A 26517-nucleotide genomic window follows, 5' to 3' on the forward strand; every position below is an offset into this window, starting at 1 on the left:
GGATTGGCGTACCCCAGAGATGCAGCGGCGCATCCGCCGCCGCTACGGGGCCGAGCAACGCTTTCGGCTGCTCGGCCTGGCAGCGGTGATCCTCTCCGCCGGGTTTCTGGCCGTGCTGCTCGTGACGATGGTGATGAACGGTGCCAGCGGCTTCCTGCAAACGCGGATCGCGCTGCCCATCGACTTTCCAAGCGCCGGGCTGATGCTCGATCCGGCCCGCCTGCATGGGCCGGGTGCGGACCTGGCGCTGGCTGGTGCCGGGATCGAGCGTGCGACCGACGCCGCCGCGATCACCGCCTTTGGCAAAGACGGGGACAAGTGGCTGTCCGACGGTGCCTGGCTCAACGTCCGCGAGGCGGTGAAACGCGACCCCGCGATCCTGCGCGGGCGCAGCATCGTGTGGGTGCCCGCTGCCGACACGATCGATGTCGCCGCCAAGCGACAGGGGGGCCCCGCCGCCGAAGCGATCGTCACCAAATTGCAGGCACGCGGCGCGATTTCGACCGGGTTCAACCTCCCCTTCCTCACCGCGTCCGATTCCACTGATCCGACCCGGGCGGGGATCTGGGGGGCGTTCAAGGGATCGCTGTTCACCATGCTGGTGACGCTGCTGATCGCCTTTCCGATCGGCGTGCTCTCCGCGCTCTATCTCGAGGAATATGCCCCACGGAACCGCTGGACCGATTTGATCGAGGTGTCGATCAACAACCTCGCGGCGGTGCCCTCGATCATCTTCGGTCTGCTCGGGCTGGCGGTGTTCCTCGGAACCTTTGGAATGCCGCGTTCGGCCTCGATCGTCGGCGGGCTGACGCTCGCGTTGATGACGATGCCGGTCATCGTCATCGCCGGACGCAACGCGATCAAGGCGGTGCCGCCGTCGATCCGCGATGCCGCATTGGGGATTGGCGCAAGCCCGATCCAGGTGGTGTTCCACCATGTCCTGCCGCTTGCCTTGCCCGGCATCCTGACCGGCACGATCATCGGCATGGCGCGCGCGCTCGGTGAAACGGCCCCGCTGCTGATGATCGGGATGCGCGCCTTCATCGCCTCGCCGCCCGCGCGGCTGACCGACCCCGCCACCGTCCTGCCCGTGCAGATCTTCCTGTGGTCCGACCAGATCGACCGCGGCTTTGTCGAAAAGACCAGCGCCGCGATCATCGTGCTGCTCGTCTTCCTGCTCGCGATGAACAGCTTCGCGATTTACCTCCGCAACAAATTCGAGACCCGCTGGTGAGCATCCCCAACCAATCCAAAATCTCCGCGCAGCACGTCAACGTCTGGTATGGCGCGAAACAAGCGATTGCCGACGTGTCGCTCGACTTCGGGCAGGATCACGTCACCGCGCTGATCGGCCCGTCGGGGTGTGGCAAGTCGACCTTTTTGCGCACGCTGAACCGCATGAACGACACGATTGCCGGGGCAAAGGTCGAAGGCGACATCACGCTCGATGGCGAGAATATCTATTCACCCGACATGGACGTGGTGCAACTCCGCGCGCGCGTCGGCATGGTGTTCCAGAAGCCCAACCCCTTCCCCAAATCGATCTTCGAAAACGTGGCCTATGGTCCGCGCATTCACGGCCTTGCCGCCAACAAACCGCAGCTGGCCGAGATCGTCGAGAAATCGCTGCGCCGTGCCGGCTTGTGGGACGAGGTCAAGGATCGCCTGACCGAAAGCGGCACCGCGCTGTCCGGCGGCCAGCAGCAACGGCTGTGCATCGCACGCGCAATTGCGGTCGATCCCGAAGTGATCCTGATGGACGAGCCCTGCTCGGCACTCGACCCGATCGCGACCGCCAAGATCGAGGAGCTGATCCACGAGCTCAAGGGGCGCTACGCCATCGTGATCGTCACGCACAACATGCAGCAAGCGGCCCGCGTGTCGCAGCGCACCGCCTTTTTCCACCTGGGCACGCTGGTCGAATATGGCGCGACCTCGGACATCTTCACCAATCCTCGGCAGGAGCGCACCAAGGATTACATCACTGGCCGCTACGGCTGAACGCAGGACCATGCCCTTGAACGATCATACGGTGAAAGCCTTCGACGAAGATATTGGCCAATTGCGCGGGTTGATCGCGCAAATGGGCGGGCTGGCGGAGCACGCCATCGCGGCTGCGATGGAGGCGCTGCGCCGTCACGACCTGGAAAGCGCGCGCGAGATTGTCGCGGGTGACAAACGCATCGACGCGCTGCAGATCGAAGTCGAACAGCTCGCGGTGCGGATCATCGCCTTGCGCGCGCCGCTCGCCGATGATCTGCGCGAAGTCGTCGCTGCGCTGAAGATCGCCGGTGTGGTCGAACGGATCGGCGATTACGCCAAGAATATCGCCAAGCGCGTTCCGATGATCGAAAGCCATGGCGAGATCGAGCCGCTTTCGGTGTTGCCCGCCATGTCGGCGCTGGCGGTGCAGATGGTGCATGACGCGCTTGATGCCTTCGCCGCGCGCGATGCGACGGCGGCGGTCGAAGTGTGCGACCGCGATCGGCAAGTCGATGATTTCTACAACAGCCTGTTCCGCGTGCTGGTGACGCACATGATGGAAAACCCCAAGACGATCGGTCAGGTCGCGCAATTGCTGTTCATCGCCAAAAATCTCGAACGTGTCGGTGACCATGCCACCAACATCGCCGAGATGATCTATTTCGCCGCAACCGGCACGCACATGGCCGAACGCGACCGCGGCGACATCCCTACCTCGTAACGGAGTAAACGATATGGCCCGCGCCAAGATGTTGCTGGTAGAAGACGATGCCGCGCTCGCCGAGCTGCTGATCTGGCATTTCAAGCGCGAGGATTTCGAAATCGCGCAGACCCCCGATGGCGAGGAAGCGCTGCTGCTCGCCAAGGAGAATACCCCCGATATCGTCCTGCTCGACTGGATGGTCGAGGGGCTGTCGGGCATCGAAGTGTGCCGCCGCCTGCGCCGAATGCCCGAGACGGCGAACGTGCCGATCATCATGCTTACGGCCCGTGGCGAGGAAGAAGACCGGGTGCGCGGGCTGGAGACGGGTGCCGACGATTATGTCACCAAGCCCTTCTCCCCGCGCGAACTGGTCGCGCGGGTCGGGGCGGTGCTGCGGCGCGTGCGCCCTGCCCTGGCGGGCGAGCAACTGACCTATTCCGACATCGAGATGGATACCGTCGGCCACAAGGTGCGCCGCTCGGGTGAGGTCATTCCGCTGGGGCCGACCGAATTCCGCTTGCTCAAGCATTTCCTCGAGCATCCGGGCTGGGTGTTCTCGCGCGAGCGTTTGCTCGATGCGGTATGGGGGCATGACAGCGACATCGAAAGCCGCACGGTCGACGTCCACATCCGCCGCCTGCGCAAGGCGATCAATCGCGGCGACCGGCCCGACATCATCCGCACCGTGCGATCGGCGGGTTACGCGCTCGATTCGGGAGCGTAAAGAAAATCGGGAGCCATGCGGGGGAATGTGCGTTGGACCGGACGAGCAGCACAGATTGCTGCCCGTTTGCAGGAGACCCCGCATGAAGCTCATGATGATCGCGGCGCTCGCCGCCGCCGTCGCGACGCCGACTCTGGCCCAGACCACGCCAGCGCCGATGCCGGCACCCGATCCCGCCATGGCGCAGCCCGCGCCCCCTCCGCCGCCGCCGCCGCCGCCCGGCGCACCGACGCCGCCGCCTCCCCCGCCCCCGGCTGCTCCGATGATGGCACCGCCCGCCGCGAACCCGGCTCCGCCACCGCCCGAGAGCTATCCGATGTGCTCGCGGACTGTCACCGATGGCTGCCGCGAACGCTCCAACGCGGCGGGTGCGCGGCTGCATTCCACCCCGCGCCCGAAGCGCTAAAGTACCCCTAGCCTTTCCGTTACGGCCGACGTGCACAGCTCCCGCACGTCGGCCGTTTCGTAAGTTCAGTATGGCGATCGTGGCTTGCACCGCGCGCGCAATCGCCTAGGACGCGCCTCAAATCACTTGGAGGAGTCCTGCTATGTCCATTCGTTTCGACGATAAGGTCGCCATCGTTACCGGCGCTGGCGGTGGTCTGGGCCGTGCTTATGCGCTTGAGCTGGCGCGGCGCGGCGCGAAGGTCGTGGTCAACGATCTCGGTGGCGCGCGCGATGGCACGGGCCATTCCGACGCCGCGCTGAAGGTGGTCGAGGAAATCAAGGCGGCCGGTGGCGAAGCCATCTCGAATGGCGGCAGCGTCACCGAATATGAGCAGATGGTCGAAATGGTCGCCAAGGCCAAGGAAGCCTGGGGCGGCGTCCATATCCTGATCAACAATGCCGGCGTGCTGCGCGACAAGAGCTTTGCCAAGATGGAGCCCGCCGACTTCAAGTTCGTCATCGACGTGCACCTGAACGGATCGGCCAACTGCACCAAGGCGGTGTGGGAAACGATGCGCGCGCAAAATTACGGCCGCATCCTGATGACCGCATCGTCGACCGGGCTCTACGGCAATTTCGGCCAGGCCAATTATGGCGCGGCCAAGCTCGGCCTTGCCGGTCTCACCAAGACGCTGGCGATCGAGGGGGCTAAGAACAACATCAAGGTCAACACGATCGCGCCGACCGCAGGCACGCGGATGACCGAGGATCTGTTCCCGGCCGAAGCGTTCGCCGCCTTCGCGCCCGAGAAGGTCGCCCCCGCCGCGCTCTATCTCGTGTCCGAAGAAGCCCCGACCAACATGATCGTCGGCGCGGGCGCAGGCGTATTTCAGGCGGCCTATGTCACGCTCACGCAAGGCAAGCTGCTGACCGGCGATGATCTGTCGCCGGAGGGCATCGCGGCGCATTGGGCGGAGATCACCGACCGCACTGGCGAATTGACCCCGCAGAATGGCGCGGAACAGTCGATGAGCATCCTCAAGAAGCTCCAGGGCGGCTGATCGGCCCAGAGACTCGCTGTATTGCTACAGCGATACACTCATGATAGCCTCCTGCCAGCAACAGGAGGCTTATCATGTATAGCGAAAGCGACATTGACGGTGCGGTGACGGCAGGCGCGATCTCGCGCGATGCCGCGGCCGCCCTGCGCAACCACGTGGCGGCACGCAGCGCGGTGCCTGCGGTCGATGAAGAGCATTTCCGACTGCTGACCGGGTTCAACGACATTTTCGTATCGATCGCGCTGGCGCTGGTGCTGGTTGCGGTGGCGTGGATCGGCAAGTCGATCACCACGCCGCTGGCGGGCGCGCTGGTCGCGGTTGCCGCCTGGGCGCTCGCCGAATATTTCACGCGCGTGCGCCGCATGGCGTTGCCGAGCATCCTTTTGCTGCTCGCCTTTGTCGGCGGGGTTGCGGCGAGCTTGATCGGCGTGATGGTCGAACTCCATCCTGACCTCTCCAACCAGGTCAACGCCGCAATCGGCGCGGGCATAGCGCTCACCGCCACAGCGGCGGCATGGACGCATTGGCGGCGCTTCATGGTGCCGATCACCGTCGCCGCGGGGGCAGCGGCGGGCGTGGGTGTCGTGGTAGGGCTGACCTATGCAGCCTTCCCGGCGATGCAGGATCTCGTCTACCCGCTGGTCTTGCTGTGCGGCATCGCGGTGTTCGCCCTCGCCATGTGGTGGGACATGTCCGACCGCGAACGGCGCACCCGCCGCGCCGATGTCGCCTTCTGGCTGCACCTCGCCGCCGCGCCGATGATCGCGCATCCGATCTTCCACATGCTCGGCGTGTTCGGCGCGAATATCGACATCGGCACCGCGCTGATCGTTTTGGGCCTGTACCTCGCGTTCGCTTTCGTCGCGCTTGCAGTCGACCGGCGCGCGCTGCTGGTGTCGAGCCTCGTCTATGTCCTCTACGCGATGTACGCGCTGTTCCAGAATGCGGGCGCAATCGAGCTTGCCTGGGCGTTCACCGGGCTCGCGATCGGCTCGGCCCTGCTGACGCTATCGGCATTCTGGCCCACCATGCGGCGGATGGTGATCGGCACGCTCGGCCAGTTGGGCGAGCGCTTGCCCCCGGTCGGCACGCTGGTCGCCGCCTAACCCTGATCCAAGCCCCGCTCGGCCGCGAGCGGGGCTTGGACGTTAGTCGACCAGCTTCATCAGCCGCCGCTCGACCGGGGCCAGCACCGGGCCCAGTTCATGGCCGCGCTTCAGCACCACCCCCGCTTCGTTGACCAAAGCCCACATGCCCTGGCGGTTGCGCAAGGCGGGGCGCTTTTCGATGCGGAATTCGGGGCGTTCGGCGGCGCGGCGGAATGCGGCGAAGATCGCGGCATCCTGCCCAAGCTCGATCGCGTAATCGCGCCACAGCCCCGCCGAAACCATCCGCCCGTACAAATCGAGGATCCGCGTCAGTTCGATCCGCTCGAACCCGATTTGCGTCGGAACGCCGCGCGGGCTTGGAAAGGGCGTGACCGTCCCCATCAGGCCCGGTCGCGTTCCTCATGATGTTCCGCAACCAGGGCATCGAGCCGCTTGCGCATCGTCTCGAGTTCGCAGCGCAGCAATTCCACCTTCTGCGTCGCGGGATCGAACATGTCGCTGCACGGCGTGCCATAAGCGAGGAAGCCAGCCGGCTTCTGCCCGCCCTCGACCATCGTCGCGCGCGCCGGGATGCCGACCATCACCGCGCCCTCGACGACATCCTTGGTCACTACGGCATTGGCCCCGACGCGCGATCCCTTGCCAAGCGTGATCGGCCCCAGCACCTGCGCGCCCGAACCGATGATGACGTTGTCGCACAAAGTCGGGTGGCGCTTGCCCGCCACACCATTGTCGGGGCTGGTGCCGCCCAGCGTCACGCACTGATAGATGGTGACATTGTCGCCGATTTCAGCCGTCTCGCCGATCACGACAAAACCGTGATCGATGAAGAAGTTGCGCCCGATCGTGGCACCGGGATGAATGTCGATTGCGGTGAGGAAGCGCGAGAAATGGTTTACCGCGCGCGCCAGGAAGAACAGCCGCGCCTTGAACAGCCGGTGCGCGATGCGATGATAGCCGAGCGCCCAGACACCCGGATAGGTAAGGATTTCAAGTCGCGACCGGGGAGCCGGATCGCGCGCCTTAATCGAGTCGAGATAGGCGAGCAATCGTCCCATCATGGCCTTGTCCCCTTATTATCGACGATAATCTAGGGGCTCGCTACGCCGAATAAAAGGACCCCCTTTTCAGGAAGATCGCGCGGTAAACTCCTACCATCTTTGTAGGATTTATAAAAGCGCCGTGGCAGGCGGCGTTACGAAACCTTCGGGCAGCAGCCCGATCCCCCGCGCGAACGGTGAGGGATCGGTCCGCTGTGCGATGACAAGCGCCTTCCTGATGGGGCCAACGCCTGTCTCGCCGAAGTTAGTTTACGGCGGCGTGAACCGTCGCAACCGCTTTCATCACCGCACCGATCCGCACCGCGGTCTGGATCGCTTCGGCCGTGGCACCGGCCTTTTTGAGCACTTGCTCATGGCTGTCGATGCACATGCCGCAGCCGTTCATCGCGCTGACGGCCAAGCTGAACAGCTCGAAATCGACCTTGTCGATCCCCGGCGCGCCGATCACGTTCATGCGCAGCTTGGCCGGCATCGTCTGATATTCGGCATTCCCGGCGAGGTGGGTGAAGCGATAGTACACATTGTTCATCGCCATCACCGCCGCCGCCGCGCGCGCTGCATTGGCCGCCTCGGGCGTGAGCTTGGCGGCGACTTCGGTCTCGGTCACGTCGACCAGCGGCTTGTAGCCGGTGGCGTGCGCGCAGGTCAGGAACAGGCCATATTTCTGCTGGTCGGGCAAATGCGCCTCATTGAGCAGCGAGCCGACGTTGAGGCGAATATCTTTGGCAAAATCCGGGAGCGTCCCGGCGAAATCCTTGAGTGACATGGGGTTCCACTTTCTAACTCCCCTCCCGCCTGCGGGAGGGGTTGGGGGAGGGCCTGACATAGAAAAGGGGCGCTCCGGACTACGGCACGCCCCTCCCCTAGCCCCTCCCGCACAGCGGGAGGGGAACTTGATTGGCTTACGCCGCGATCTTCAGGACGTCGTCGCCCTTGTTCCAGTTGCACGGGCACAGTTCGTCGGTCTGCAACGCGTCGAGCACGCGCAGCGTTTCCGCCGGGTTGCGGCCGACGTTCAGGCCGTTGACCTGGACCGCCTGGATGACGTTGTCGGGATCGATGATGAAGGTCGCGCGGAACGCGACATGCTCGTTCTTGTCGAGAATGCCGAGCTGCGAAGCGAGCACGCCGCCATTGTCGGCCAGCCACGGGAAATCGGCCGCCGCCAGATCGGGATCGGACTTGCGCCATGCCAGGTGGACGTGCGCCGTATCGGTCGAAGCGCCGATCAGCACGGCGTCACGATCTTCGAAATCGCCCTTCAGGCCTGCATAACCGACGATCTCGGTCGGGCAGACGAAGGTGAAATCCTTCGGCCAGTAGAACAGCACCTTCCACTTGCCCGGAAAGGCATCCTGGCTGAGCGTTTCACCGGCGGGAAGCGCGTTGACGCCCTGCTGGACGGGAACGGTGAAATCGGGGAGCTTATCGCCAATGGTCAACATAGTCTGGGCCTCCTAAAAATTGGGGCCTCTTCTGGCATCCTCACACGCGGCGCTTGCTGCGCCGTCTGTTGCAAGGGCCATATAGGGCCTGTTCTTATCGATCCAATGGGTTATTTACACGCTGTTGATCGAGTGGAGCGATAAATGGCGACCTATCTGCCGACCCTGAAACAGTTGCAATATCTCGCGGCCTTGCAGGATCATGGCCATTTCGGGCGGGCTGCCGAGGCGTGTTTCGTCACCCAATCCACCCTGTCTGCGGGGATTCGCGAGCTCGAAACCTTGATCGGGGTAACGCTCGTTGAGCGCACCCGCCGCGTCGTCCGTTTCACCCCGCTGGGCGATCGCATCGCCGACAAGGCGCGCCGCGTGCTACGCGAGGCCGATGAGCTGGGCGATATGGCGCGTGCCGCCGGACGCCCCCTGTCGGGCGAGATGCGGATGAGCGTGATCCCGACGATCGCGCCCTTCATGCTGCCGCGCATCCTGCCGCGTTTGCGGCGCGATTATCCCGACCTCAAACTGTTCCTGCGCGAAGAGCCCAGCGGCGCGGCTTGTGAGGGGCTGCACCACGGGCGCGCCGATTGCGTGTTGCTGGCGCTCCCGTTCGCGTGCGGCGAGGTGAGCGCACAGGTGCTGTTCGAGGATCGTTTGTTTGTGGCGGGGCAGCCGGGCGAGATGGGCAATATCGCCCATGCGATGCCGTCTGCCGAAATTGACGAGACGCGGCTGTTGCTGCTCGAGGATGGGCACTGCCTTAAAGACCATGCGCTATCCGCGTGCGCGCGGCCCGAACTCCGCGCCGAGGCAACGATGATGGGCACGTCGCTGCACACGATCGTGCAGATGATCGACAATGGCCTGGGGCTGACGATGCTACCCGAAATGGCGCTGAAAGCCGGGATCCTGGATCATACCGGTCTGGTCTCGCGCCCGCTCGATGCCGCCAATCCCGCCCGCAAGATCGCGCTCGTCTGGCGGCGTGGGTCGCCGCGCGAGAAGGACTTCCAACTGCTGGCGACAGCCTTGGCGGAACCGGCTTGACGAAACTATTCTGCCGCTCGACCGTAGTTTGGGGGTGCCTCCTGTAATCGAGGCTCCCTGATCCAGTGGAGAAACTGATGACGTTCAAGACCAACCTGTATCTGGCAACCGTTGCTGGTGCGCTCGCCTTTGGTGCAGCAGCTACCGCACAGACTGCCCCCGCCGCACCGGCAGCACCCGCAGCCCCGGCAGCAGCCCCCGCGCCCAACCCGACGGTAGGCGGTGCCGTAATGGATGCGACCAAGCCGATCGCCACCAATGCCGCCGCTGCTCCGAACCTCACCACCTTGGTATCCGCAGTGAAGGCAGCGGGCCTCGCCACCACGCTGGCGGGCCCTGGCCCCTTCACCGTCTTCGCGCCGACCAATGACGCGTTCAGCCGCCTTGCCCCGGGCACGGTCGACACGCTGCTGAAGCCCGAGCACAAGGCGACGCTGGCCAAGGTGCTGACCTATCATGTCGTACCGGGGACGCTGACCTTGGCCGACATCCAGGCCAAGGTGACCGCAGGCGGCGGCAAGGCCGTGCTGACGACGGTCGAGGGTGAACCGCTGACGATCGAACTGGTCGGCGGTGGCGTGCAGTTGACCGACGTCAACGGCAATAAGAGCTATATCGAAACCCCCGATGTGGCCCAGTCGAACGGCGTGGTCCATGTCGTCAACGGCGTGCTGTCGCCCAAGCTCGGCTAAACACTCCACCGCGCGGCGGCGGCATCGTCGCTGCCGCGCGGTTCGACCCAGCGGGTTTCGCCACCGCGCGTTTCCTTTTTCCAAAAAGGCGCGTCGGTCTTCAAACGATCTATCAGGAAGGCGCAGGCCTCCAGTGCGGGCGCGCGGTGCGCCGCTGCGGTGCCGACGAACACCACCACGTCGCCGGGGGCCATCGCGCCGACCCGGTGCGTGATCCGCGCATCGATCAGGCCCCAGCGCTCGCGCGCTTCGTCCACCAGCCTTTGTAGCGCCGCCTCGGTTGCGCCCGGATAATGTTCTAGCTCGAGCGTGGCGACACCATCGTCGGCACGGACGAGACCCACAAAGGTGGCAATGCCCCCTGCCCCGCCTGCAGACAAAGCTGCGAACTGTTCGGCGGCATTGATTCGGGCTGGGCCGACGACGATCATCCGCCAGTCACCGGCGGGAAAATGGCAACCTCGCGCGCCGATCCCAACACAGCCTCGAGCGGCACGAACACCTGATCGAGCGCAGCCCGCAGGCGCGTCCGGTCGGCAAAAGCCGCGCTGTGCACCGCGCTGCCGTCCGCAAGCCAGCCGATCAGATCGGCGACCGTCACCACCTCACCCGGCGGATCGACCACCTCGCTGCCACGCCCGATGCGCTCGCGCACCCACGCGAAATAAAGCATTTCGATCGCCACCGTTCAGTCCATGTGCTTCAGGCCAACGCGCAGATAATCCCATCCGGTAATGACCGTCAGCACCGCCGCGAGCCACAGGGTGAGGAGGCCAACCTCGGCCACCCAGGGATAAGCGGGTACCGCGCCCCCCAGAATGAGCGCGCCCAGCGACACCATCTGCAACGTCGTCTTCCATTTGGCGAGGCGTGACACCGGCACCGACACTTGCAACTGCGCGAGAAACTCGCGCAGGCCCGAGACCGTGATTTCACGCAGCAAAATGATGAGCGCGGCAATCTGATGGACGCCCTGGATCACCGCCGGGTGCGCATCGCGGGCGCCCACCAGCAGCAAAATTACCGCCGCCACCATGATTTTGTCGGCAATCGGATCGAGAAACACGCCGAGCTTCGACACCGTTCCGTTGGAACGCGCGAGATAGCCGTCAAAATAATCGGTGATGCCCATTAAGCAGTAGAGCGCGAATCCGGCGGCATAGCCCTCCGCCCAGCCGGGCCACCACAGGAACCAGGCGAGCAGCGGCACCGCGACAATCCGCGACAGGGTGAGCAGGTTGGGCAAGGTCAACACAGCCCCGCTCTACTCGCCCGATCCCGCGCGCGAAACCCCAACATGACCTCAACATGACAAGCGGGTTGCTGGCCCTATCCCCGCTGGTCTATGGGCGGTCCTTATTTCGCCATATCGAGGCCTCGAAACACACCATGCTCAATGCGCTCGGCTTGCTGAAAGAGCGCCGGTTTCTGCCCTTGTTCGTCACGCAGTTTCTCGGGGCGTTCAACGACAATCTGTTCAAGACGGTGATGGTGCAATTCGCCATTTATCGGATTTTCGCCGATCAGCGGCTGGAGCAGAATTTCACGGCATTCGCGACCGCGCTTGGCATCCTGCCGTTCTTCTTGCTGTCCGCGCTCGCCGGGCAATTGGCAGATACGCACGACAAGGCCAAGATCATCCGGTTGGTGAAAACCGCCGAGATCGGCATCATGATCGTCGGCGCGAGCGGGCTGATGATCGCCTGGGCAGGCTATACCACCGCCGGGCTGGTGCTGATGCTGGCGGCCGTGCTGTTCCTTGGCGTGCACTCCGCGTTTTTCGGGCCGATCAAATATGCGATCCTGCCGCAGCATCTGCACGAAGACGAAGTTCTGGGTGGCACGGGACTGGTCGAATCGGGCACCTATCTCGCGATCCTGATCGGCACCGTGCTTGGCGGATTCATCGCCGTGCAGCACGCCGCGATCGTGGTGCTGGTGGTCGCGGCGGTCGGATGGGTCGCCTCGCTGCAAATTCCGCCTGCACTGCGCGAAGGCCGTGAACTGGTCGTCAGCTACAATCCCTTCACATCCTCCTGGCGGCTGATTTCGGCGACGATGCACATCCGCCGCCTGTTCCTCGCCATTTGCGCGATCAGCTTCTTCTGGACGATGGGCGCGGTGTTGATCATCATCTTCCAGCCGCTCGCCAAGAACGTGCTGACAGCCGACAAGCATGTGCTCACGCTGATGATCGCGCTGTTTTCGATTGGCGTCGCGGTTGGGTCGGTGCTGATCAACGCGCTGCTAAAGGGTCATACCTCGGCCAAATATGCCCCCGCCTCGGTGCTGGCGATGGGCGCGTTTATCGTCGCTTTCTCGTTCCTCTGCCGCCACTGGCCGGCTGCACCGCACGGCACGCTATACGACGTTATGACCTTTATCGAGATCCCGCGCGCGGTGCTGGTGATCGTGGCTCTGATGGGGATTGCGGTGACTGGCGGCATGTTCGTCGTGCCGCTTTACGCCTTCCTCACCACCACGGTGACCAAGGACCAGACCGCCCGCACGGTCGCCGCCAACAACGTCGTCAATGCCGGCGCGATGACGATTGGTGCGGTGGCGGTGCAAGGCCTGGCCGTTGCCGGGCTCTCCCCCGAAAACATGCTGCTGATTGTGGCGGCGATGTGCCCGGTCTCGGCGTGGCTGGCGCAAAAGCTGCACCTCGCCTGCGACTGAGCGCCGCGATCAAACGACGCCGTGTCGTCGCTTCAGAAAATGAACGTGTAGAAGCACACGAAGAACGCGGCGAAGCTCAGGGCGAACAGCCTGACGTCGCTTTCGTCGCGGACGCGCGCGCGTTCCACCTGCCCGGTTACGACGGAGCGGCGAAACGGGTGACGGGCGCTGGGCGCGGCGAGCAAAAGGGTCCGTTGCATGGCAACAGGTTAACGCCGCGTTTACGATTTCGGCCAGTGCTTCTTTTGGTTACCGCCGTCTAAATCCGGGACACCCGCACAGCGCGGGCGCGCAAGCGGCCTTAGACGAACTCGACGTTCGCGCCGGTCAATGCCGCAAAGGTGGTGTCGTCGAGCGGTTCCTGGAACTGGCAACCGGCTTCGAAATCATCGGCCCAGACGATCGTGGCGATGACTTGCCCGATCCGCGGCAAGGTCAGCCAGATCCTGGCCCCCTTTTTCATCGGGGAATATGTATGCAATTTGGCACCGTGCAGCGACACGTTGGTCACCTTGCACAGCGCACGATCCAGACCGCCCCGCCCCAGTTTCGCGTCGAGCGAGATCGGCGCACGCGGGCTGCGGCGGCGATCGGTCTGGACGACGGGTTCGAATTCGGCGGCGATCATGAAACATCCCTCCTCGCGACAAACCGCGAGGAGGGAAGACTTAGGCCACTATCGCTAATGCGCCGTTAACGACGCGGAAAAGCTTACTTCTTGCCGATCGACGACATCGCGCCGAAACGCTTGTTGAAGCGCGCGACCTGGCCGCCTGCGTCAAGCATCGTGCCGCGACCACCGGTCCACGCCGGATGCGCCAGCGGGTCGATGTCGAGCGTCATCAGATCGCCTTCCTTGCCCCAGGTCGTGCGGGTCTGGAACTGCGTGCCGTCGGTCATCTGCACCGTAATGGTGTGATAATCGGGGTGAATGCCTTTTTTCACGTCGTAAATCTCCGAAGGGCCGCTGGTTACCGACCAGCAGCGAAGGCGCGGGCCCTATCAGAGCCCGCGCCGTGTAGCAATGCATCTTGTGCGGCGATTAGGCCTTGGGCGGATCGGCGATCATCGCGGTGAAGTTCGCTTCGGCCGCCAATTGACCATCGATCGTCGCGCGTCCGGCGAATTTGCACACGCTAGAGCGCTTCTGGACGAATTCGACCTCGAGCTTCAGCAGCACGCCCGGTTCCACCGGCTTGCGGAACTTCGCCCCGTCGATCGCCATGAAATAGACGAGCTTACCCGAGCCTGCGAGCCCGAGCGACTCAACCGCGAGGATCCCTGCGGCCTGTGCCATCGCCTCAACGATCAACACGCCCGGCATGATCGGACGTCCCGGGAAATGCCCCTGGAAGAACTGCTCGTTGATCGTCACCGCCTTGATCGCGGTGATCGACCGGTCGAGAATCAGATCCTCGACACGGTCGACCAACAGCATCGGGTAGCGATGCGGCAGTGCCGCCATCACCCGCCCGATGTCGAGCGGACCGATCGCGCCCCGCCCTGCTTCGTCTGCATCCGCCATCGTGTCGCTCAGCGGCCCTGCGGTGCCTTGCCGGTCGGTGCCGGAGCAGCAGCCGCAGCGCGGCGTGCCTGGATCGCGGCCGCATATTGCTGCTGCTGCAAATATTGCTGGAGCAGCTGCTGGGTCTGCTGGCTCGGCTGCCAACCGGCCGGCGGCGTGATCGGAACCGACGGGTTGGTCCGGTCGAGTTCGGCCTTAATGTCGTCGGTCACGTCGACGGCAGGGGTGCTGAACTGCACCGTGTTAGCCGACAGCAGCAGACTGATCTTCTTGGCGGTGACAACCGCGTTCATCGCTGCCGAATATTTTTGCGAGATCTGTTCGATCGCATAGGCCTGGGCGAGGATCGCCGGGCCGCGCAAGCGAGCGAGATCGGTCTGGGCCGACTTCTGCGCCGCTTCGATCTTGGCCAGTGCCGGGTTCTTCGCAGCTTCGGCAGCGGCGATTTCGGCGTCGTCGAGCTTCTTGTCCTTGTTGAGGTCAAGCGGCGCGTACAGCGTGTTCAGTTCGGTCTGCAACGCCTGCTGGCGCGCATTGGCCTGGTCGAGCTGCGCCTTATAGGTCGTCGCGATCGAGGTGTTGGCCGCGTCGAGCGCCTTGGCGGTGAGGATTACGGTTTCCGGATCGGCAATCGCCACGCCCGAAACCTGCGCCTGCGCAGAGCTCGCCACGACAAGCGTCGGCGCGATCAGTGCGCAACCGAGCATAAGCTTTTGGTACATTTTCATCAGAACTGTGTCCCTACGTTGAAAGTAATGAGTTTGGAGTCGTCGCTCTTGTCCTTGAGGACAGCGTAAGCAAGGTCGATACGCAGCGGCCCGAACGGCGAGTTCCAGTTGACGCCCGCGCCGACCGAAATGCGCGGCCGCGCCGAGTTACCGCCGAAGACTTCTTTGAACGGAGCCTGCGACGTGGTGTAGGGCGTGTTGGTGGATGTGCCGATGCAGGTGCCGCCGATCGTCGCGGAATAACCGGTCTGGCAGGTCGTGGTTGCGCCCGGGTTGGTGGCATCGGTCGTCGGCACCGTGTAATATGGCTGGCCGTTGGTCGCATAAACCGGTGAGATGAGCGGCTGATAGGTTACGCGCCCGGTCACCGGGTCCACCGTGGTGGGGAACTGGCTGCCCGACAGGACCGGCGAGGTGATGCCGAACAGCGCACCCGCCTGAACATAGATGGACGGCCGCAGCCCAAGCTCGCGCGCGCCCGCGCCAAGCGGGATCTCGATTTCGAACTTGCCGAGATAATAGGCGCGGCCACCCAGCGCGTCATCGACGAACTGAGTCCGGTCGGTCACCAGCGTTTGGTTGCCCGCCGCGTCGGTCGTATAGCCGATACGCTGGACACGCGGCCCGACGCCGCGGATGTCGAAGCCGCGGAAGTCCGGTTCGCCCAAATAGAAGCGATCGGTGATGCGGACATTGTCGATCCCGACGCCGCGGCTCTTCTCCAGCGAATGGATATAGCCGCCCTCCGCCTTGAGCGAGCCGATGAAACCGCTGCCAATGTTGAAGAACTTCGACCCTTCAAACTTGGTGCGGATGTACTTCACATCGCCACCAAGGCCGGCAAAATCCTGGCTGAAAATAAGCTGGTGGCCAGCGGTCGGGCGCAGGCGGCTGTTGAGGCTGTCATAGACCAATGAATAGCCGACCGACGACGTCCAGCGATTGCCGATCGCGTCGCACAAATAGCGTCCGGCAAGCAGCGGCTCGCAGGTGTCCGCGCTGGAATTGCCACGGATGCCGTCGTTATTCTTGTCGGTAAAGTACGTGCTCTTGTCGAGCCCGACTTCGTCATAGCTCAGGCCATAGCGCCCGGCCAGCTGCCAATATTCGGTCAACGGCACGCCGGAACGCACCTGGAAGCCGGTCGATACCTGCGTGTAGGTCGTCTGACGTGTATTGCCGAGATAATTGAACGCGTTGTAATCGCGCCGGAAAATGTCACCGCCGATCGCGATATTCTTGTTGAACAGATAGGGCTCGGTAAAGCCCAGTTCGACCGATTTGGAATAGGTCGAATAGTTCACGCTGGCGCGCAGTTCCTGACCCTTGCCGCGGAAATTGCGCTGCTTGATCGACGCCTGGATGATGAACTGTTCAAGGCTGGAATAGCCCGCCGACAACGACAATTCGCCGGTCGATTTCTCTTCGACATCCGCCGTCAGCACCACGCGGTCGGGTGCCGAGCCTTGGGTCTGCTTGATCTCGAACTTGTCCTGGAAGAAGCCGAGCGAGTTGATGCGGTCCTGCGAGCGCTTGACCTGGAAGCTGTTGAACGCATCGCCTTCCGACAAGCGGATTTCGCGACGGATGATCTTGTCCTGGGTCTGCGTGTTGCCGTTAATGTCGATCCGCTCGACATAGGTGCGCTTGGCTTCGGCGATGTGGAAGTTGAGCCCCATCGTAAGCGTGTCCTTGTCACGCGCATAGTCGGGGTTCACTTCGGTGAAGGCGTAGCCGAACAGGCCAGCCGCTTCGCTGAGCGAATCGATCGAGGTCTCGACCTTCTTGGCGTTGTACCAGTCGCCCTTCTTGACGCCGAGATTGGCGGCGAGCCGCTTATTGTCGAAGTCGCGAATGTCGCTGTCGACCGTGATGTCACCGAATTTGTAGCGCTTCCCTTCCTCCACCACATAGGTGATGATGAAGTCCTTCTTGTCCGGAGTCAGCTCGGCCACAGCCGAGGTGACGCGGAAGTCGGCATAGCCTTCGGTCAGGTAGAATTGGCGCAGCTTCTGCTGGTCATAGGCCAGGCGATCCTGGTCATAGCTGGTGTTCGAGCTGAGCAGCGTCGTCAGGCGGGCCTGCTTGGTCGCCATCTGCTCGCGCAGCTTGCTGTCCGAAAACACCTCATTGCCGAGGATATTGATCTGGCGGACCTTGGACTTCGGGCCCTCGCTCACCTCGAAGATGACATCGACGCGGTTCTGGTCGAGCGACACCATCTTGGGATCGACCACTGCGGCGAAGCGGCCCTGGCGGCGATACAGTTCGATGATCCGCGCCACGTCCTGGCGCACGGCGGTACGGGTGAAGATCTGGCGGGGGGCGAGTTTCACCTCCTTCTTGATCTTGTCTTCCTTCAGCCGCTTATTGCCCTCGAAGATGACGCGGTTGATGATCGGGTTTTCGCGCACGCGCAGCACGATGTCGCCGGTCTCCGCCCCGCCAATCGTCACGTCGGCGAACAGGTCGCTGGCGTAAAGATCCTTGATCGCCTGATCGAGCGTCTCGTTGGTGAAAACCTGGCCGGTGCGCAGCTTGGTGTAGGACAGCACCGTCTCGGGCTCGAGACGCTGCGCACCTTCGACGCGGATCGCCTTGATCGTGCGGGTGACCGGCGCGACGGCTGGGGTCGGCGCGGGTGCCGGGGCCGGCTGCGGCGTTGCAGCGGGCTGGCCCGTCGTCTGCGCGACCGCGACGGCCGGCACGCCGGTGAGCATCGTGCCTGCGAGCAACACGGCGGTGGCCCGTGCGCCGTATTTGGAAACCTTGATTGCTGTCACATCCCACCCCAAATCGGAGAAAATTCCGCGTGGCCGAAAACTCGTCGGCCCGCCCTGCCTCACCTGCGTCAACCGATCAAGCCGGTCAGAGCCTTCCACAGGCCGAAAGCGCCGAGATCGTTAAACGTTACCATCACCATCAAGGCGAGAATCGCCGCCAGTCCACCCCGGAACGCCCATTCCTGCACATTCGGTGCGACCGGCCTGCGCCGGATCGCCTCGATTGCGTAGAAAAACAAATGGCCGCCGTCCAACAGAGGGACTGGCAAGAGATTGATGAATCCCAGATTAATCGACACCCCGGCGATGAAATAGATCAACACCGGCCAGCCAAGCGAGAATTGCTCGCCCGACACTTTGGCGATGCGCAAAGGGCCGCCAAGTTCGTCGGTGGAGCGTCGGCCGCTCAGGATCTGGCCCAAACCCTCGACCGTCGAACGCAGGATTCGACCGGTCATTTCGATGCCGACCACCGGTGCTTCGAACAGGCCCACGCGATGCGGCACCGGCGTGGTTGGCGCGATGCCCAACAGGCCCTTTTTGAAGGTATTGCCGAAACTGTCCGTCTGAACGGCGGTGCCCAGGACCGTCGCGCGCCGGATCCGGCTGCCAGCATGGTCATATTCGATCACGACCGGATAGCCCGGCCGTAACACCGCATATTCGTAGACGTCTTCGAACGTGTTGATCGTGCGCCCGTCGATCGCGGTAATCCTGTCGCCGGTCTGAAGCCCGATCGCGGCCGCCGTGCTGCCGGGGCTGACGCCGCCAACGATGGAGGGGGTACGATCGACGCCATAGGCCATCGCGAACGCTGCGAGAATCACCACCGCGACGACGAAATTGGTGATCGGCCCTGCCGCCACGACGATCGCGCGCTGCCACACCGGACGCCCCTGCAAGGTGCGGGCGCGCTCCTCAGCGGGCAATTCCAGCCATGCAGGGTCGGGCGTGCTGGCGGCGTTGAGATCGCCTGCAAATTTCACATAGCCGCCCAGCGGCAGCACGCTGAACTTCCAGCGCGTTCCACGCCGGTCGGTCCAGCCGAACAGCTCCCGCCCGAAGCCGATCGAAAAAGCATCGATCTTCACGCCGAACATCCGTCCAGCCAGATAATGCCCCATCTCATGCAGGAAGACGAGCGGGCCGATCACCAGCGCGAAGCCGATTAAGGTGACCAGCAATCCCGGAGAATGGCTCAAGCGACGATATCCTTCACATTCGTCCCTCTTAATGCCCCGCCCCGAACCGTAATCTGCCTGCGCGCCATGCTGCGTGCTTCGGCATCGACCGCCAGGACCTCATCCACGCTTTCCGGTGCGGCCGGATCGTATGCCGCCAAGGTATCTTCGACGATTGCGGCAATTTCGAGGAAGCCGATTTCGCGGTCCAGGAAGGCCGCGACCGCTACCTCATTCGCGGCGTTCAATATTGCCGGACGCGCGCCGCCTGCATCGAGTGCCGCGCGCGTCAGCCGGATCGCGGGGAAGCGCTCGGCATCGGGAGCCTCGAAATCGAGCCGCCCGATCGCCACCAGATCGAGCGGAGCCATCGGCGTCGCCATGCGGTCGGGCCAGGCAAGGCAATGCGCGATCGGCGTGCGCATGTCGGGCGGGCCCATTTGCGCCAGCACCGAGCCATCGATATAATCGACCAGCGAATGGATCACCGATTGTGGATGGATGACGATTTCGATCGAATCATGCGCCACCGGGAACAATCGCGCCGCCTCGATCAGTTCCAGCCCCTTGTTGAACAAGGTTGCCGAATCGATCGAGATCTTCGCCCCCATCGACCAGTTGGGATGCGCGACCGCCTGTTCTGGGGTGACCGAACGCATCGCCTCGGTCGTCCAGGTGCGGAACGGGCCGCCGCTGCACGTCAGGATGATGCGGCGCACGCGCTCGGGCCGCGCGGCATCGAAGCATTGGAAGATCGCATTGTGTTCGGAATCGGCTGGCAGCAGGGTCGCTTTATGCCGGGCCGCCGCCGCCAGCACGACGTCGCCCGCCGACACCAAAGGTTCCTTATTGGCGAGGATGACGGTCTTGCCGCCCGCAATCGCTGCCATCACCGGCTCCAGCCCGATGCAGCCGACGATTGCGCCCATGGTGACATCGGCCCCAAGCCTTGCCGCCTCGACCACTGCCGAACGCCCGCCGGCCGCGCCGATATTGGTGCCCGCCAGCGCCGCGCGCAGTTCGGGCAAGCACGCCTCGTCCGCCACCACCGCCAGCTTCGCGCGCGTGCGGATCGCCGCCGCCGCCAGACCCGCAACATCGCGATTGGCGGTCAGCGCCAGCACTTCGAAGCGGTCCGGCTCGCGCTCGACCAGATCGAGTGTCGAGGTACCGATCGAGCCCGTCGCCCCAAGGATCGTTATCGTCTTCACCACCAATATACCTTCGGTAACAGCACCAGCAATGCAGCGACGGGCGCGACCGGCACCAGCCCGTCAAGGCGGTCCAGCACGCCGCCATGCCCGGGCAGCAGCGTTCCGCTATCTTTTACGCCTGCGCGACGCTTCAGCCAGCTTTCGTAAAAATCCCCGCCTTGCGCCAACACCGCCAGCACTGGCGTCGCCAGCGTCATCCGCAGCGGCAAGCCATAGCGATAATGCAGGAACGCCGCGAACAGGCTTGCCGCCAAAACGCCGCCGACCAGCCCAGCCCAAGTCTTGTTGGGGCTGATGGCGGGCGCAATTTTCGCCCCGCCTATAACGCGACCCGCCGCATAGGCACCGATGTCACACGCCCACACCAATGCCAGCGCCCACAGCGTGAAGAGAATGCCCGCATCCTGCCGCCGGATCACCAGCAACGCCATGATCGGCAGTCCGACATAGAAAATGCCCTGCGCCAGCCCGCGCCGTCCGGTCACGATCACCACGAAGAAGGCGGCACCGATCAGCAACCCAAGCGTGAGAAACCCCGCCCCTGCGCCGATCCCGGGGGCCATGATCGCCAGCGGCACCGACAGTGCATATTGCGCGAGGCGCTTGGTCTCGTGCGGCGCGGATTGCAGGCCGGCCCACTCCCCCATCATAACGATGCCGAGCACGACGCAGAGCAGCCAGAATACGATCCCGCCCAGGAGCACGCCCGTCAACGCGACCGCGACCAGCGCAATGCCGACAATGATGCGCAGCGTCAGATTGGACGGGCCACGCGGCTCTGCAGGCGGCGTCACAGGAAGTGGCGTCACAGGCCCCCGAACCGGCGCTGCCGTTGGCCGAAGATCTCGACCGCAGCGGCCAGCGTATCGGCGTCAAAATCGGGCCACAGCGTGTCGACGAACAGCAATTCGGCATAGGCCGCCTGCCACAACAGGAAGTTGGACAAGCGAACCTCCCCTGAGGTGCGAATCAACAGGTCGAGCGGCGGCAAGTCGCGCGTGTCGAGCTCGTCCTCAAACATCGCTTCATCGATCGTCGCCGGATCGAGCGTGCCGGCCTGCGCACGTTCTGCCAGCCGCCGCGCGGCGGCTGCAATCTCCGCCTGCGCGCCATAATTGAGCGCGATCACCAGGATCGGCCCAGTGTTGACCGCGGTCCGCGCGACGGCCGTATCGATCAACGCGACAAGATCGGGTGCGAACCGCCGATAATCACCAATCACCCGCAGCTGCACGTTGTCGCGCACCATCTCGTCGAGGTCGTTACGGATGAATAACCGTAGCAACCCCATCAGGTCACTGACTTCGCTCTCGGGGCGTCGCCAGTTTTCGCTCGAAAAGGCATAAAGGGTCAGCGCCTCAATCCCCATCGCGCGAGCGGCGCGCGCGATGCGGCGTACCGCCTCCACCCCTTGTTTATGTCCGGCAAAGCGCGGCCAGTGGCGCTGCTTGGCCCAGCGCCCATTGCCATCCATGATGATCGCGACATGGCGCGGCAACACCCCCGCGCCTTTGCCGGTCACCAGTTCTGGAGCAGAGGCGGCAAACGGCCTCACTTGCCCAGGATTTCCTTTTCCTTGGCGCTGGCGGCCGCGTCGATCTCGGCGATCGTCTTGTCGGTCAGCTTCTGCACTTCGGTTTCGAGCTTCTTGCGCTCGTCCTCGCCGAACAGGCCCTTCTTTTCGTCGACCTTGAGCGAATCCATGCCGTCACGGCGCACGTTGCGCGCGGCAATCCGGGCATCCTCGGCATATTTTCCGGCGAGCTTGGCCAGTTCCTTGCGGCGCTCCTCGGTCAAATCGGGGATCGGCAGGCGCAGCGTGGTGCCGTCGACGATCGGGTTGAGACCCAGCCCGGCCGAGCGAATCGCCTTGTCGCACGGGCCGACATTGGCCTTGTCCCACACCTGCACCGACAGCATGCGCGGCTCGGGTACCGACACGGTCGCAACCTGGTTGAGCGGCATTTGCGCGCCATACACCTCGACCGTGACGGGATCGAGCAGCGATGTCGATGCACGACCGGTCCGCAGCCCCCCGAGATCGCCCTTCAGCGACTCGACGCTACCCGCCATGCGGCGTTCGAGATCGGCCTTGTCATAAGCGGCCATGACTTAATCTCCTGCTGTGGTTTGGACGACCGTCGACACGCCTTCACCGCGCAGAACCGCGGCAAGATTGCCGGGCTCGCGGATGTTGAAGACGACGATCGGGATTTTGTTATCGCGGCAAAGGGCGATCGCGCTCGCGTCCATCACCTTGAGATCCTGTGCCAGCACCGTGCCGTAACTAACGGTTTCGAAACGCTTGGCGGTCGGGACCAATTTGGGGTCCGCATCATAGACGCCGTCGACCGAGGTGCCCTTGAACAGCGCATCGCATTTCATCTCGGCGGCGCGCAAAGCAGCACCGCTGTCGGTGGTGAAGAACGGGCTGCCGACGCCCGCTGCGAAAATAACGATCCGCCCCTTTTCGAGATGGCGCTCGGCCCGGCGGCGGATGAAAGGCTCGCACACCGACGCCATCGGGATCGCGGACTGGACGCGCGTCTCGACGCCGATCTTTTCCAGCGCGTTCTGCACGGCGAGCGCGTTCATCACGGTGGCCAGCATCCCCATATAATCGCCGGTGGCGCGGTCCATGCCGCGCGCCGCGCCGGAAATGCCCCGGAAGATGTTACCCCCGCCGACTACGACGCAGAGTTCATACCCCTGGTGCTTCACATCGGCGATTTCGGCGGCCACACGGGCAATGACGTCAGGGTCGATCGAGAGGCCACCGGCCCCCATCAGGACCTCGCCCGACAATTTTAGCAGGATACGTTTAAAGTGCGGGGTGGTCACGGCATTCCAGACTGCAAAGGGTCATGATCGCCCTAGGGGCGTGCGGCGCGGACCTTATCGGGCACGCACCACGATTGGAAGCGCGGAAACCGTGCAGATCGAACACACGAAGGGCCGCACCTCATCGGCACGGCCCCTCGGTATTTTGCTGGCCTCGCGCGCTGGCGTGGCCGGACGTTATGCAGTCGCCTGCGGCACGCCCGAAGCGGCGGCGACTTCCGCTGCGAAATCGCTCGTTTCTTTCTCGATGCCTTCGCCGAGCTGGAAGCGGACATAGTCCTTGAGCACGATCGCGGTGCCGGCTGCCTTGGCAGCATTGGCGACGACGTCCGAGATCTTGGTCTTGCCGTCCATCACCAGCAACTGGCTGACGAGCGCGTTTTCCTTGCGGTACTTGGCGATCGCACCATCGACCATCTTGGCGACGATGTCGGCGGGCTTGCCGCTTTCGGCTGCCTTTTCGGTCGCGATTGCGCGCTCACGCGCGACGATCTCGGGGTCGAGGCCGTCTTCGTTCAGCGCCAGCGGGAAGGCCGCTGCGATGTGCATGGCGATCTGCTTGCCGAGCGGCTCGAGCACGTCCTTGCCCGCTTCGCTCTCGAGCGCGACCAGCACGCCGATCTTGCCAAGGCCGGGGGCCTGCGCGTTGTGAATGTACGGAACAACCGCGCCAGCCGATACTTCGAGGCGCTTGGCGCGACGCAGGTTCTGGTTCTCGCCGATCGTGGCGATGTTGTTGGTCAGGGTTTCCTCGACGGTCTTTTCACCCAGCGAGGTGGCCTTGATCGTCGCGAGATCGTCACCCAGTTCGAGCGCGACCGAGGTCACGTCGCGAACGAAGGTCTGGAACTGCTCATTCTTGGCGACGAAATCGGTTTCCGAGTTCACTTCGACCGCAGCACCCTTGGTGCCCGACACTTCGACCCCGATCAGGCCCTCGGCCGCGGTGCGGCTGGACTTCTTGGCGGCCGCCGCGAGGCCCTTGGCGCGCAGCCAGTCCATCGCCACCGTCATGTCGCCATTGGCTTCGGTCAGCGCCTTCTTGCAATCCATCATGCCCGCGCCGCTCTTTTCGCGCAGATCCTTTACCGCAGCTGCCGTGATCTCGGCCATCTTGCTTATCCTTATGCTAAAATCCGTTCGCCCTGAGCCTGTCGAAAGGCTGCTTGCACTCGCCCCATAAGGGAGGAGGCGAGCAGTGCTTCGACAAGCTCAGCACGAACGGCAATGGGAAGGCCGCTAGGCGACCCTCGTTACAATTCAGCGACGCTTACGCGTCGATCTGGCGCTCGGTCTCAGCGGCCAACTCGGCCTGCAGCGCCGCATCGGTCGCGGGCGTGATGTCGGCAGCAGCGGCCGGTGCAACGCTCAGCGCTTCCTCTGCGGGCGGCGCTTCCATCGAACCGATGTCCTGGCGGCGCGACAATTGCTCATTGCCACCACGAGTCGCCGCGATCGCAATCGCTTCGCAATACAGGCGGATCGCGCGGCTGGCATCGTCATTCGCGGGAACCGGGAAGGCGATGCCGTCGGGCGAAACGTTCGAATCGAGGATCGCCACGACGGGGATCCCCAGCGTGTTGGCTTCCTTGATCGCCAGCTCTTCCTTGTTCGCGTCGATCACGAACATCACGTCGGGGATGCCGCCCATGTCGCGGATGCCGCCGAGCGACAGTTCGAGCTTGTCGCGCTCACGGGTGAGCTGCAGCACTTCCTTCTTGGTCAGGCCGTGCGTGTCGCCCGAAAGTTGCTCTTCCAGCGTCTTGAGGCGCTTGATCGAGCCCGAGATGGTCTTCCAGTTGGTGAGCATCCCGCCCAACCAACGGTGGTTGACGAAGTGCTGGCCCGAACGGCGCGCCGCTTCAGCAACGGGCTCCTGCGCCTGGCGCTTGGTGCCGACGAACAGCACCTTGCCGCCAGCGGCGGTCGACGCGGCGACGAATTCGAGCGCGCGCGCGAACAGCGGAACGGTCTGCGACAGATCGAGAATGTGGACGCCGTTGCGGTCGCCAAAGATGTAGGGCTTCATCTTCGGGTTCCAGCGATGCGTCTGGTGACCGAAATGCGCGCCCGTTTCGAGCAATTGCTGCATGGAGACGACAGGTGCCGCCATAAGATAGTTCCTTTCCGGTTGATCCTCTGGGAAGCGAGTAATCCGACAGGGCGAACCCTGCGCAGACACCGGTGATGTGTGCTTCCCATGCGGTGTGAAGGCGCGCCCTTTATCCGAGACGCCCTTTCAAATCAAGTCCGTCAAAGCGCTTGACGATGGAACGCAATGAGAACATAACGTGTCTCAGAGCGGAACGTGGAACGGAACACGGCCCGTATATGTTGCGACTTTGTGACTCTTCACCGTGAATGACGGAGTTGAACGATGGCTGTTGTCGGGTTTTTGGTCTTTGCGAGTGCGTTCGCCGCAAGCATCGCTGTTTTCTGGTTCACCTTGGCACCTGCATTGCCGCGGATCATCGCAATCCTGCGCGATGGGGCCGATCCGCTCGCAGCCCCGCAAATCCAGGCAACCGTCAGGGAGCCGCGCCTGCGCCTTCGGGTGACGTCCGCGCCGACGCTGGCCCGGGCACCGCTCCGCGCAGCCGCTTGATCCGGGCGTAAGCGGCGATGCTGAACGGTAGTGTCGCCAGATAGGCAACGCACAGGAAACTGAGCGTGTGCCAGGGTGCCGAGATGAGCGCCGCGCCCAGCAGAACGACCACCGCGATCGCCTCGAAGCGGATATTGTTGCGCAGGCGCAGCGACGACCAACTGAAGGTGGCGACGCTCGACACCATCAACGCCGCCATCAGCGCAACCCAAGGCGCAACGATCAGCGGCGACCGCCACCAGTCGAGCCCGGTCCAGAACCACAGATAGAGCGGCAGCATCGCCAGCCCGGCTCCGACCGGCGACGGCGCGCCCGTCAGGAAACCCGCCGATTTATGCGGTTGGTCGACGACATCGATCGCGGCATTGAACCGCGCCAGGCGTAGCGCGCAAAACACCGCGAACACCAATGCGCACAGCCAGCCGACGCGGGGAAGTTCCTTCAGCGACCACAGATAGAGGATCAACGCCGGCGATACGCCGAACGAAATGGCATCTGACAGCGAATCGAGTTCGGCCCCGAAGCGGCTCTCGCCGCGCACCATGCGCGCGATCCGGCCATCAATCCCGTCGAGCACGCTGGCGATCATCACCATGACGACAGCGGTTTCCCACTGCCCGGCGATCGCAAAGCGGATTCCGGTCAGGCCGGAACACAAAGCGAGCGCGGTAACGGCATTGGGTGCGACCGCGCGCAAGGGGAGCCCGCGTGCTGCGGCCCTGCGAGACGGCGACCTCATACGCCCGCAATCC

The 26517-nt window shown here is 63.8% G+C and carries 32 protein-coding genes; 10 read left to right on the forward strand and 22 right to left on the reverse strand.

Features of this window, described 5'->3' with window-relative positions; all coding sequences use genetic code 11:
• Window positions 1–19 precede the first annotated feature (19 nt).
• From pstA to ON00_RS03195, 7 genes are all read left to right on the forward strand, one after another.
• A complete protein-coding gene (pstA, locus tag ON00_RS03165; RefSeq protein WP_010403108.1) occupies window positions 20–1234 on the forward strand; it encodes a phosphate ABC transporter permease PstA in 1215 nt (404 codons plus the stop codon).
• Window positions 1231–2001, forward strand: a complete 771-nt coding sequence (pstB, locus tag ON00_RS03170) for a phosphate ABC transporter ATP-binding protein PstB (protein WP_010403109.1) — start codon at window positions 1231–1233, stop codon at window positions 1999–2001. Before pstA ends, pstB begins: the two co-directional genes overlap by 4 nt.
• Before the next feature lie 10 nt (window positions 2002–2011).
• Window positions 2012–2704, forward strand: a complete 693-nt coding sequence (phoU, locus tag ON00_RS03175) for a phosphate signaling complex protein PhoU (RefSeq protein WP_010403110.1) — start codon at window positions 2012–2014, stop codon at window positions 2702–2704.
• Window positions 2705–2717: 13 nt separating this feature from the next.
• The gene (gene phoB / locus ON00_RS03180) at window positions 2718–3410 is read left to right on the forward strand and encodes a phosphate regulon transcriptional regulator PhoB (RefSeq protein ID WP_010187105.1); all 693 of its coding nucleotides are present in this window, start codon (window positions 2718–2720) and stop codon (window positions 3408–3410) included.
• An 82-nt stretch (window positions 3411–3492) separates the two neighbouring features.
• Window positions 3493–3816: a hypothetical protein gene (locus tag ON00_RS20500; RefSeq protein WP_010403111.1), complete on the forward strand. Its 324-nt coding sequence runs from the start codon at window positions 3493–3495 to the stop codon at window positions 3814–3816.
• Window positions 3817–3958: 142 nt separating this feature from the next.
• Window positions 3959–4858: an SDR family NAD(P)-dependent oxidoreductase gene (locus ON00_RS03190; RefSeq protein WP_010403112.1), complete on the forward strand. Its 900-nt coding sequence runs from the start codon at window positions 3959–3961 to the stop codon at window positions 4856–4858.
• Between the two features lie 74 nt (window positions 4859–4932).
• The gene (locus tag ON00_RS03195; RefSeq protein ID WP_010403113.1) at window positions 4933–5964 is read left to right on the forward strand and encodes a hypothetical protein; all 1032 of its coding nucleotides are present in this window, start codon (window positions 4933–4935) and stop codon (window positions 5962–5964) included.
• 42 nt (window positions 5965–6006) lie between these two features.
• Here ON00_RS03195 and ON00_RS03200 read toward each other — a convergent pair whose 3' ends face one another.
• The 4 genes from ON00_RS03200 to ON00_RS03215 all read right to left on the reverse strand — a co-directional run bounded on the left by ON00_RS03200 (window position 6007) and on the right by ON00_RS03215 (window position 8473).
• Entirely contained in the window at window positions 6007–6348 is a 342-nt protein-coding gene (locus tag ON00_RS03200) for a DUF2794 domain-containing protein (protein WP_010403114.1), read from the reverse strand.
• Window positions 6348–7028 (reverse strand): serine O-acetyltransferase EpsC, encoded by a 681-nt coding sequence (epsC, locus tag ON00_RS03205; protein WP_029622399.1) that lies wholly within the window; start codon window positions 7026–7028, stop codon window positions 6348–6350. The genes ON00_RS03200 and epsC overlap by 1 nt, the downstream gene beginning before the upstream one ends.
• 244 nt (window positions 7029–7272) lie before the next feature.
• The gene (gene ahpD / locus ON00_RS03210) at window positions 7273–7794 is read right to left on the reverse strand and encodes an alkylhydroperoxidase, AhpD family (RefSeq protein ID WP_010403116.1); all 522 of its coding nucleotides are present in this window, start codon (window positions 7792–7794) and stop codon (window positions 7273–7275) included.
• A 136-nt stretch (window positions 7795–7930) separates the two neighbouring features.
• On the reverse strand, window positions 7931–8473 hold the full coding sequence (locus ON00_RS03215; RefSeq protein WP_010403117.1) for a peroxiredoxin: 543 nt from the start codon (window positions 8471–8473) through the stop codon (window positions 7931–7933).
• A gap of 144 nt (window positions 8474–8617) precedes the next feature.
• Here ON00_RS03215 and ON00_RS03220 point away from each other — a divergent pair, with 144 nt between their 5' ends.
• Both ON00_RS03220 and ON00_RS03225 read left to right on the forward strand, forming a co-directional pair.
• The gene (locus tag ON00_RS03220) at window positions 8618–9517 is read left to right on the forward strand and encodes a hydrogen peroxide-inducible genes activator (RefSeq protein ID WP_010403119.1); all 900 of its coding nucleotides are present in this window, start codon (window positions 8618–8620) and stop codon (window positions 9515–9517) included.
• A gap of 77 nt (window positions 9518–9594) precedes the next feature.
• Window positions 9595–10209, forward strand: a complete 615-nt coding sequence (locus ON00_RS03225) for a fasciclin domain-containing protein (RefSeq protein WP_010403120.1) — start codon at window positions 9595–9597, stop codon at window positions 10207–10209.
• Here the strand turns inward: ON00_RS03225 and ON00_RS03230 are convergent.
• Genes ON00_RS03230 through pgsA form a run of 3 tightly spaced genes read right to left on the reverse strand, consistent with a single transcriptional unit; the run spans window position 10206 to window position 11464 of the window.
• Window positions 10206–10640, reverse strand: a complete 435-nt coding sequence (locus tag ON00_RS03230; RefSeq protein WP_010403121.1) for a molybdenum cofactor biosynthesis protein MoaE — start codon at window positions 10638–10640, stop codon at window positions 10206–10208. The two genes, ON00_RS03225 and ON00_RS03230, sit on opposite strands and share 4 nt — an antisense overlap.
• A complete protein-coding gene (locus ON00_RS03235; RefSeq protein ID WP_010403122.1) occupies window positions 10637–10894 on the reverse strand; it encodes a MoaD/ThiS family protein in 258 nt (85 codons plus the stop codon). The genes ON00_RS03230 and ON00_RS03235 overlap by 4 nt, the downstream gene beginning before the upstream one ends.
• Window positions 10895–10897: 3 nt before the next feature.
• On the reverse strand, window positions 10898–11464 hold the full coding sequence (gene pgsA / locus ON00_RS03240; protein WP_010403123.1) for a CDP-diacylglycerol--glycerol-3-phosphate 3-phosphatidyltransferase: 567 nt from the start codon (window positions 11462–11464) through the stop codon (window positions 10898–10900).
• Window positions 11465–11598: 134 nt separating this feature from the next.
• Here pgsA and ON00_RS03245 point away from each other — a divergent pair, with 134 nt between their 5' ends.
• On the forward strand, window positions 11599–12888 hold the full coding sequence (locus ON00_RS03245) for an MFS transporter (protein WP_010403124.1): 1290 nt from the start codon (window positions 11599–11601) through the stop codon (window positions 12886–12888).
• A 32-nt stretch (window positions 12889–12920) separates the two neighbouring features.
• Here the strand turns inward: ON00_RS03245 and ON00_RS20835 are convergent, their stop codons facing one another.
• The 15 genes from ON00_RS20835 to ON00_RS03315 all read right to left on the reverse strand — a co-directional run bounded on the left by ON00_RS20835 (window position 12921) and on the right by ON00_RS03315 (window position 26504).
• Window positions 12921–13088, reverse strand: a complete 168-nt coding sequence (locus ON00_RS20835) for a hypothetical protein (RefSeq protein WP_010403125.1) — start codon at window positions 13086–13088, stop codon at window positions 12921–12923.
• A gap of 101 nt (window positions 13089–13189) precedes the next feature.
• Window positions 13190–13516 carry a PilZ domain-containing protein gene (locus tag ON00_RS03250; RefSeq protein WP_010403126.1) on the reverse strand — a complete coding sequence of 109 codons (327 nt, stop codon included), beginning with the start codon at window positions 13514–13516 and terminating at the stop codon, window positions 13190–13192.
• 83 nt (window positions 13517–13599) lie between these two features.
• Window positions 13600–13833: a 50S ribosomal protein L31 gene (gene rpmE / locus ON00_RS03255; protein ID WP_010186706.1), complete on the reverse strand. Its 234-nt coding sequence runs from the start codon at window positions 13831–13833 to the stop codon at window positions 13600–13602.
• 97 nt (window positions 13834–13930) lie between these two features.
• On the reverse strand, window positions 13931–14413 hold the full coding sequence (fabZ, locus tag ON00_RS03260; protein WP_010403128.1) for a 3-hydroxyacyl-ACP dehydratase FabZ: 483 nt from the start codon (window positions 14411–14413) through the stop codon (window positions 13931–13933).
• Window positions 14414–14421: 8 nt separating this feature from the next.
• On the reverse strand, window positions 14422–15141 hold the full coding sequence (locus ON00_RS03265) for an OmpH/Skp family outer membrane protein (RefSeq protein ID WP_010403129.1): 720 nt from the start codon (window positions 15139–15141) through the stop codon (window positions 14422–14424).
• The gene (gene bamA, locus ON00_RS03270) at window positions 15141–17924 is read right to left on the reverse strand and encodes an outer membrane protein assembly factor BamA (protein ID WP_029622400.1); all 2784 of its coding nucleotides are present in this window, start codon (window positions 17922–17924) and stop codon (window positions 15141–15143) included. Before bamA ends, ON00_RS03265 begins: the two co-directional genes overlap by 1 nt.
• Before the next feature lie 68 nt (window positions 17925–17992).
• Window positions 17993–19126, reverse strand: coding sequence for a M50 family metallopeptidase (locus tag ON00_RS03275; protein ID WP_010403131.1), 1134 nt, complete (start codon window positions 19124–19126; stop codon window positions 17993–17995).
• A complete protein-coding gene (locus ON00_RS03280; protein ID WP_029622401.1) occupies window positions 19123–20316 on the reverse strand; it encodes a 1-deoxy-D-xylulose-5-phosphate reductoisomerase in 1194 nt (397 codons plus the stop codon). Before ON00_RS03280 ends, ON00_RS03275 begins: the two co-directional genes overlap by 4 nt.
• Window positions 20313–21113 carry a phosphatidate cytidylyltransferase gene (locus ON00_RS03285; protein ID WP_010403133.1) on the reverse strand — a complete coding sequence of 267 codons (801 nt, stop codon included), beginning with the start codon at window positions 21111–21113 and terminating at the stop codon, window positions 20313–20315. The genes ON00_RS03280 and ON00_RS03285 overlap by 4 nt, the downstream gene beginning before the upstream one ends.
• A gap of 11 nt (window positions 21114–21124) precedes the next feature.
• Window positions 21125–21874 carry an isoprenyl transferase gene (locus ON00_RS03290; RefSeq protein WP_154651270.1) on the reverse strand — a complete coding sequence of 250 codons (750 nt, stop codon included), beginning with the start codon at window positions 21872–21874 and terminating at the stop codon, window positions 21125–21127.
• Window positions 21871–22428, reverse strand: a complete 558-nt coding sequence (gene frr, locus ON00_RS03295; RefSeq protein ID WP_010403137.1) for a ribosome recycling factor — start codon at window positions 22426–22428, stop codon at window positions 21871–21873. The genes ON00_RS03290 and frr overlap by 4 nt, the downstream gene beginning before the upstream one ends.
• 3 nt (window positions 22429–22431) lie before the next feature.
• Window positions 22432–23160 carry a UMP kinase gene (gene pyrH / locus ON00_RS03300; RefSeq protein ID WP_010403138.1) on the reverse strand — a complete coding sequence of 243 codons (729 nt, stop codon included), beginning with the start codon at window positions 23158–23160 and terminating at the stop codon, window positions 22432–22434.
• Window positions 23161–23337: 177 nt separating this feature from the next.
• Window positions 23338–24273, reverse strand: a complete 936-nt coding sequence (gene tsf, locus ON00_RS03305) for a translation elongation factor Ts (protein ID WP_010403139.1) — start codon at window positions 24271–24273, stop codon at window positions 23338–23340.
• A gap of 157 nt (window positions 24274–24430) precedes the next feature.
• On the reverse strand, window positions 24431–25273 hold the full coding sequence (gene rpsB, locus ON00_RS03310; RefSeq protein WP_010403140.1) for a 30S ribosomal protein S2: 843 nt from the start codon (window positions 25271–25273) through the stop codon (window positions 24431–24433).
• A 415-nt stretch (window positions 25274–25688) separates the two neighbouring features.
• Window positions 25689–26504 carry a CDP-alcohol phosphatidyltransferase family protein gene (locus tag ON00_RS03315; protein WP_086010564.1) on the reverse strand — a complete coding sequence of 272 codons (816 nt, stop codon included), beginning with the start codon at window positions 26502–26504 and terminating at the stop codon, window positions 25689–25691.
• Window positions 26505–26517: the final 13 nt, after the last annotated feature.

The sequence above is a fragment of the Sphingomonas echinoides ATCC 14820 genome, from assembly GCF_000241465.1.
GTDB lineage: Bacteria > Pseudomonadota > Alphaproteobacteria > Sphingomonadales > Sphingomonadaceae > Sphingomonas > Sphingomonas echinoides.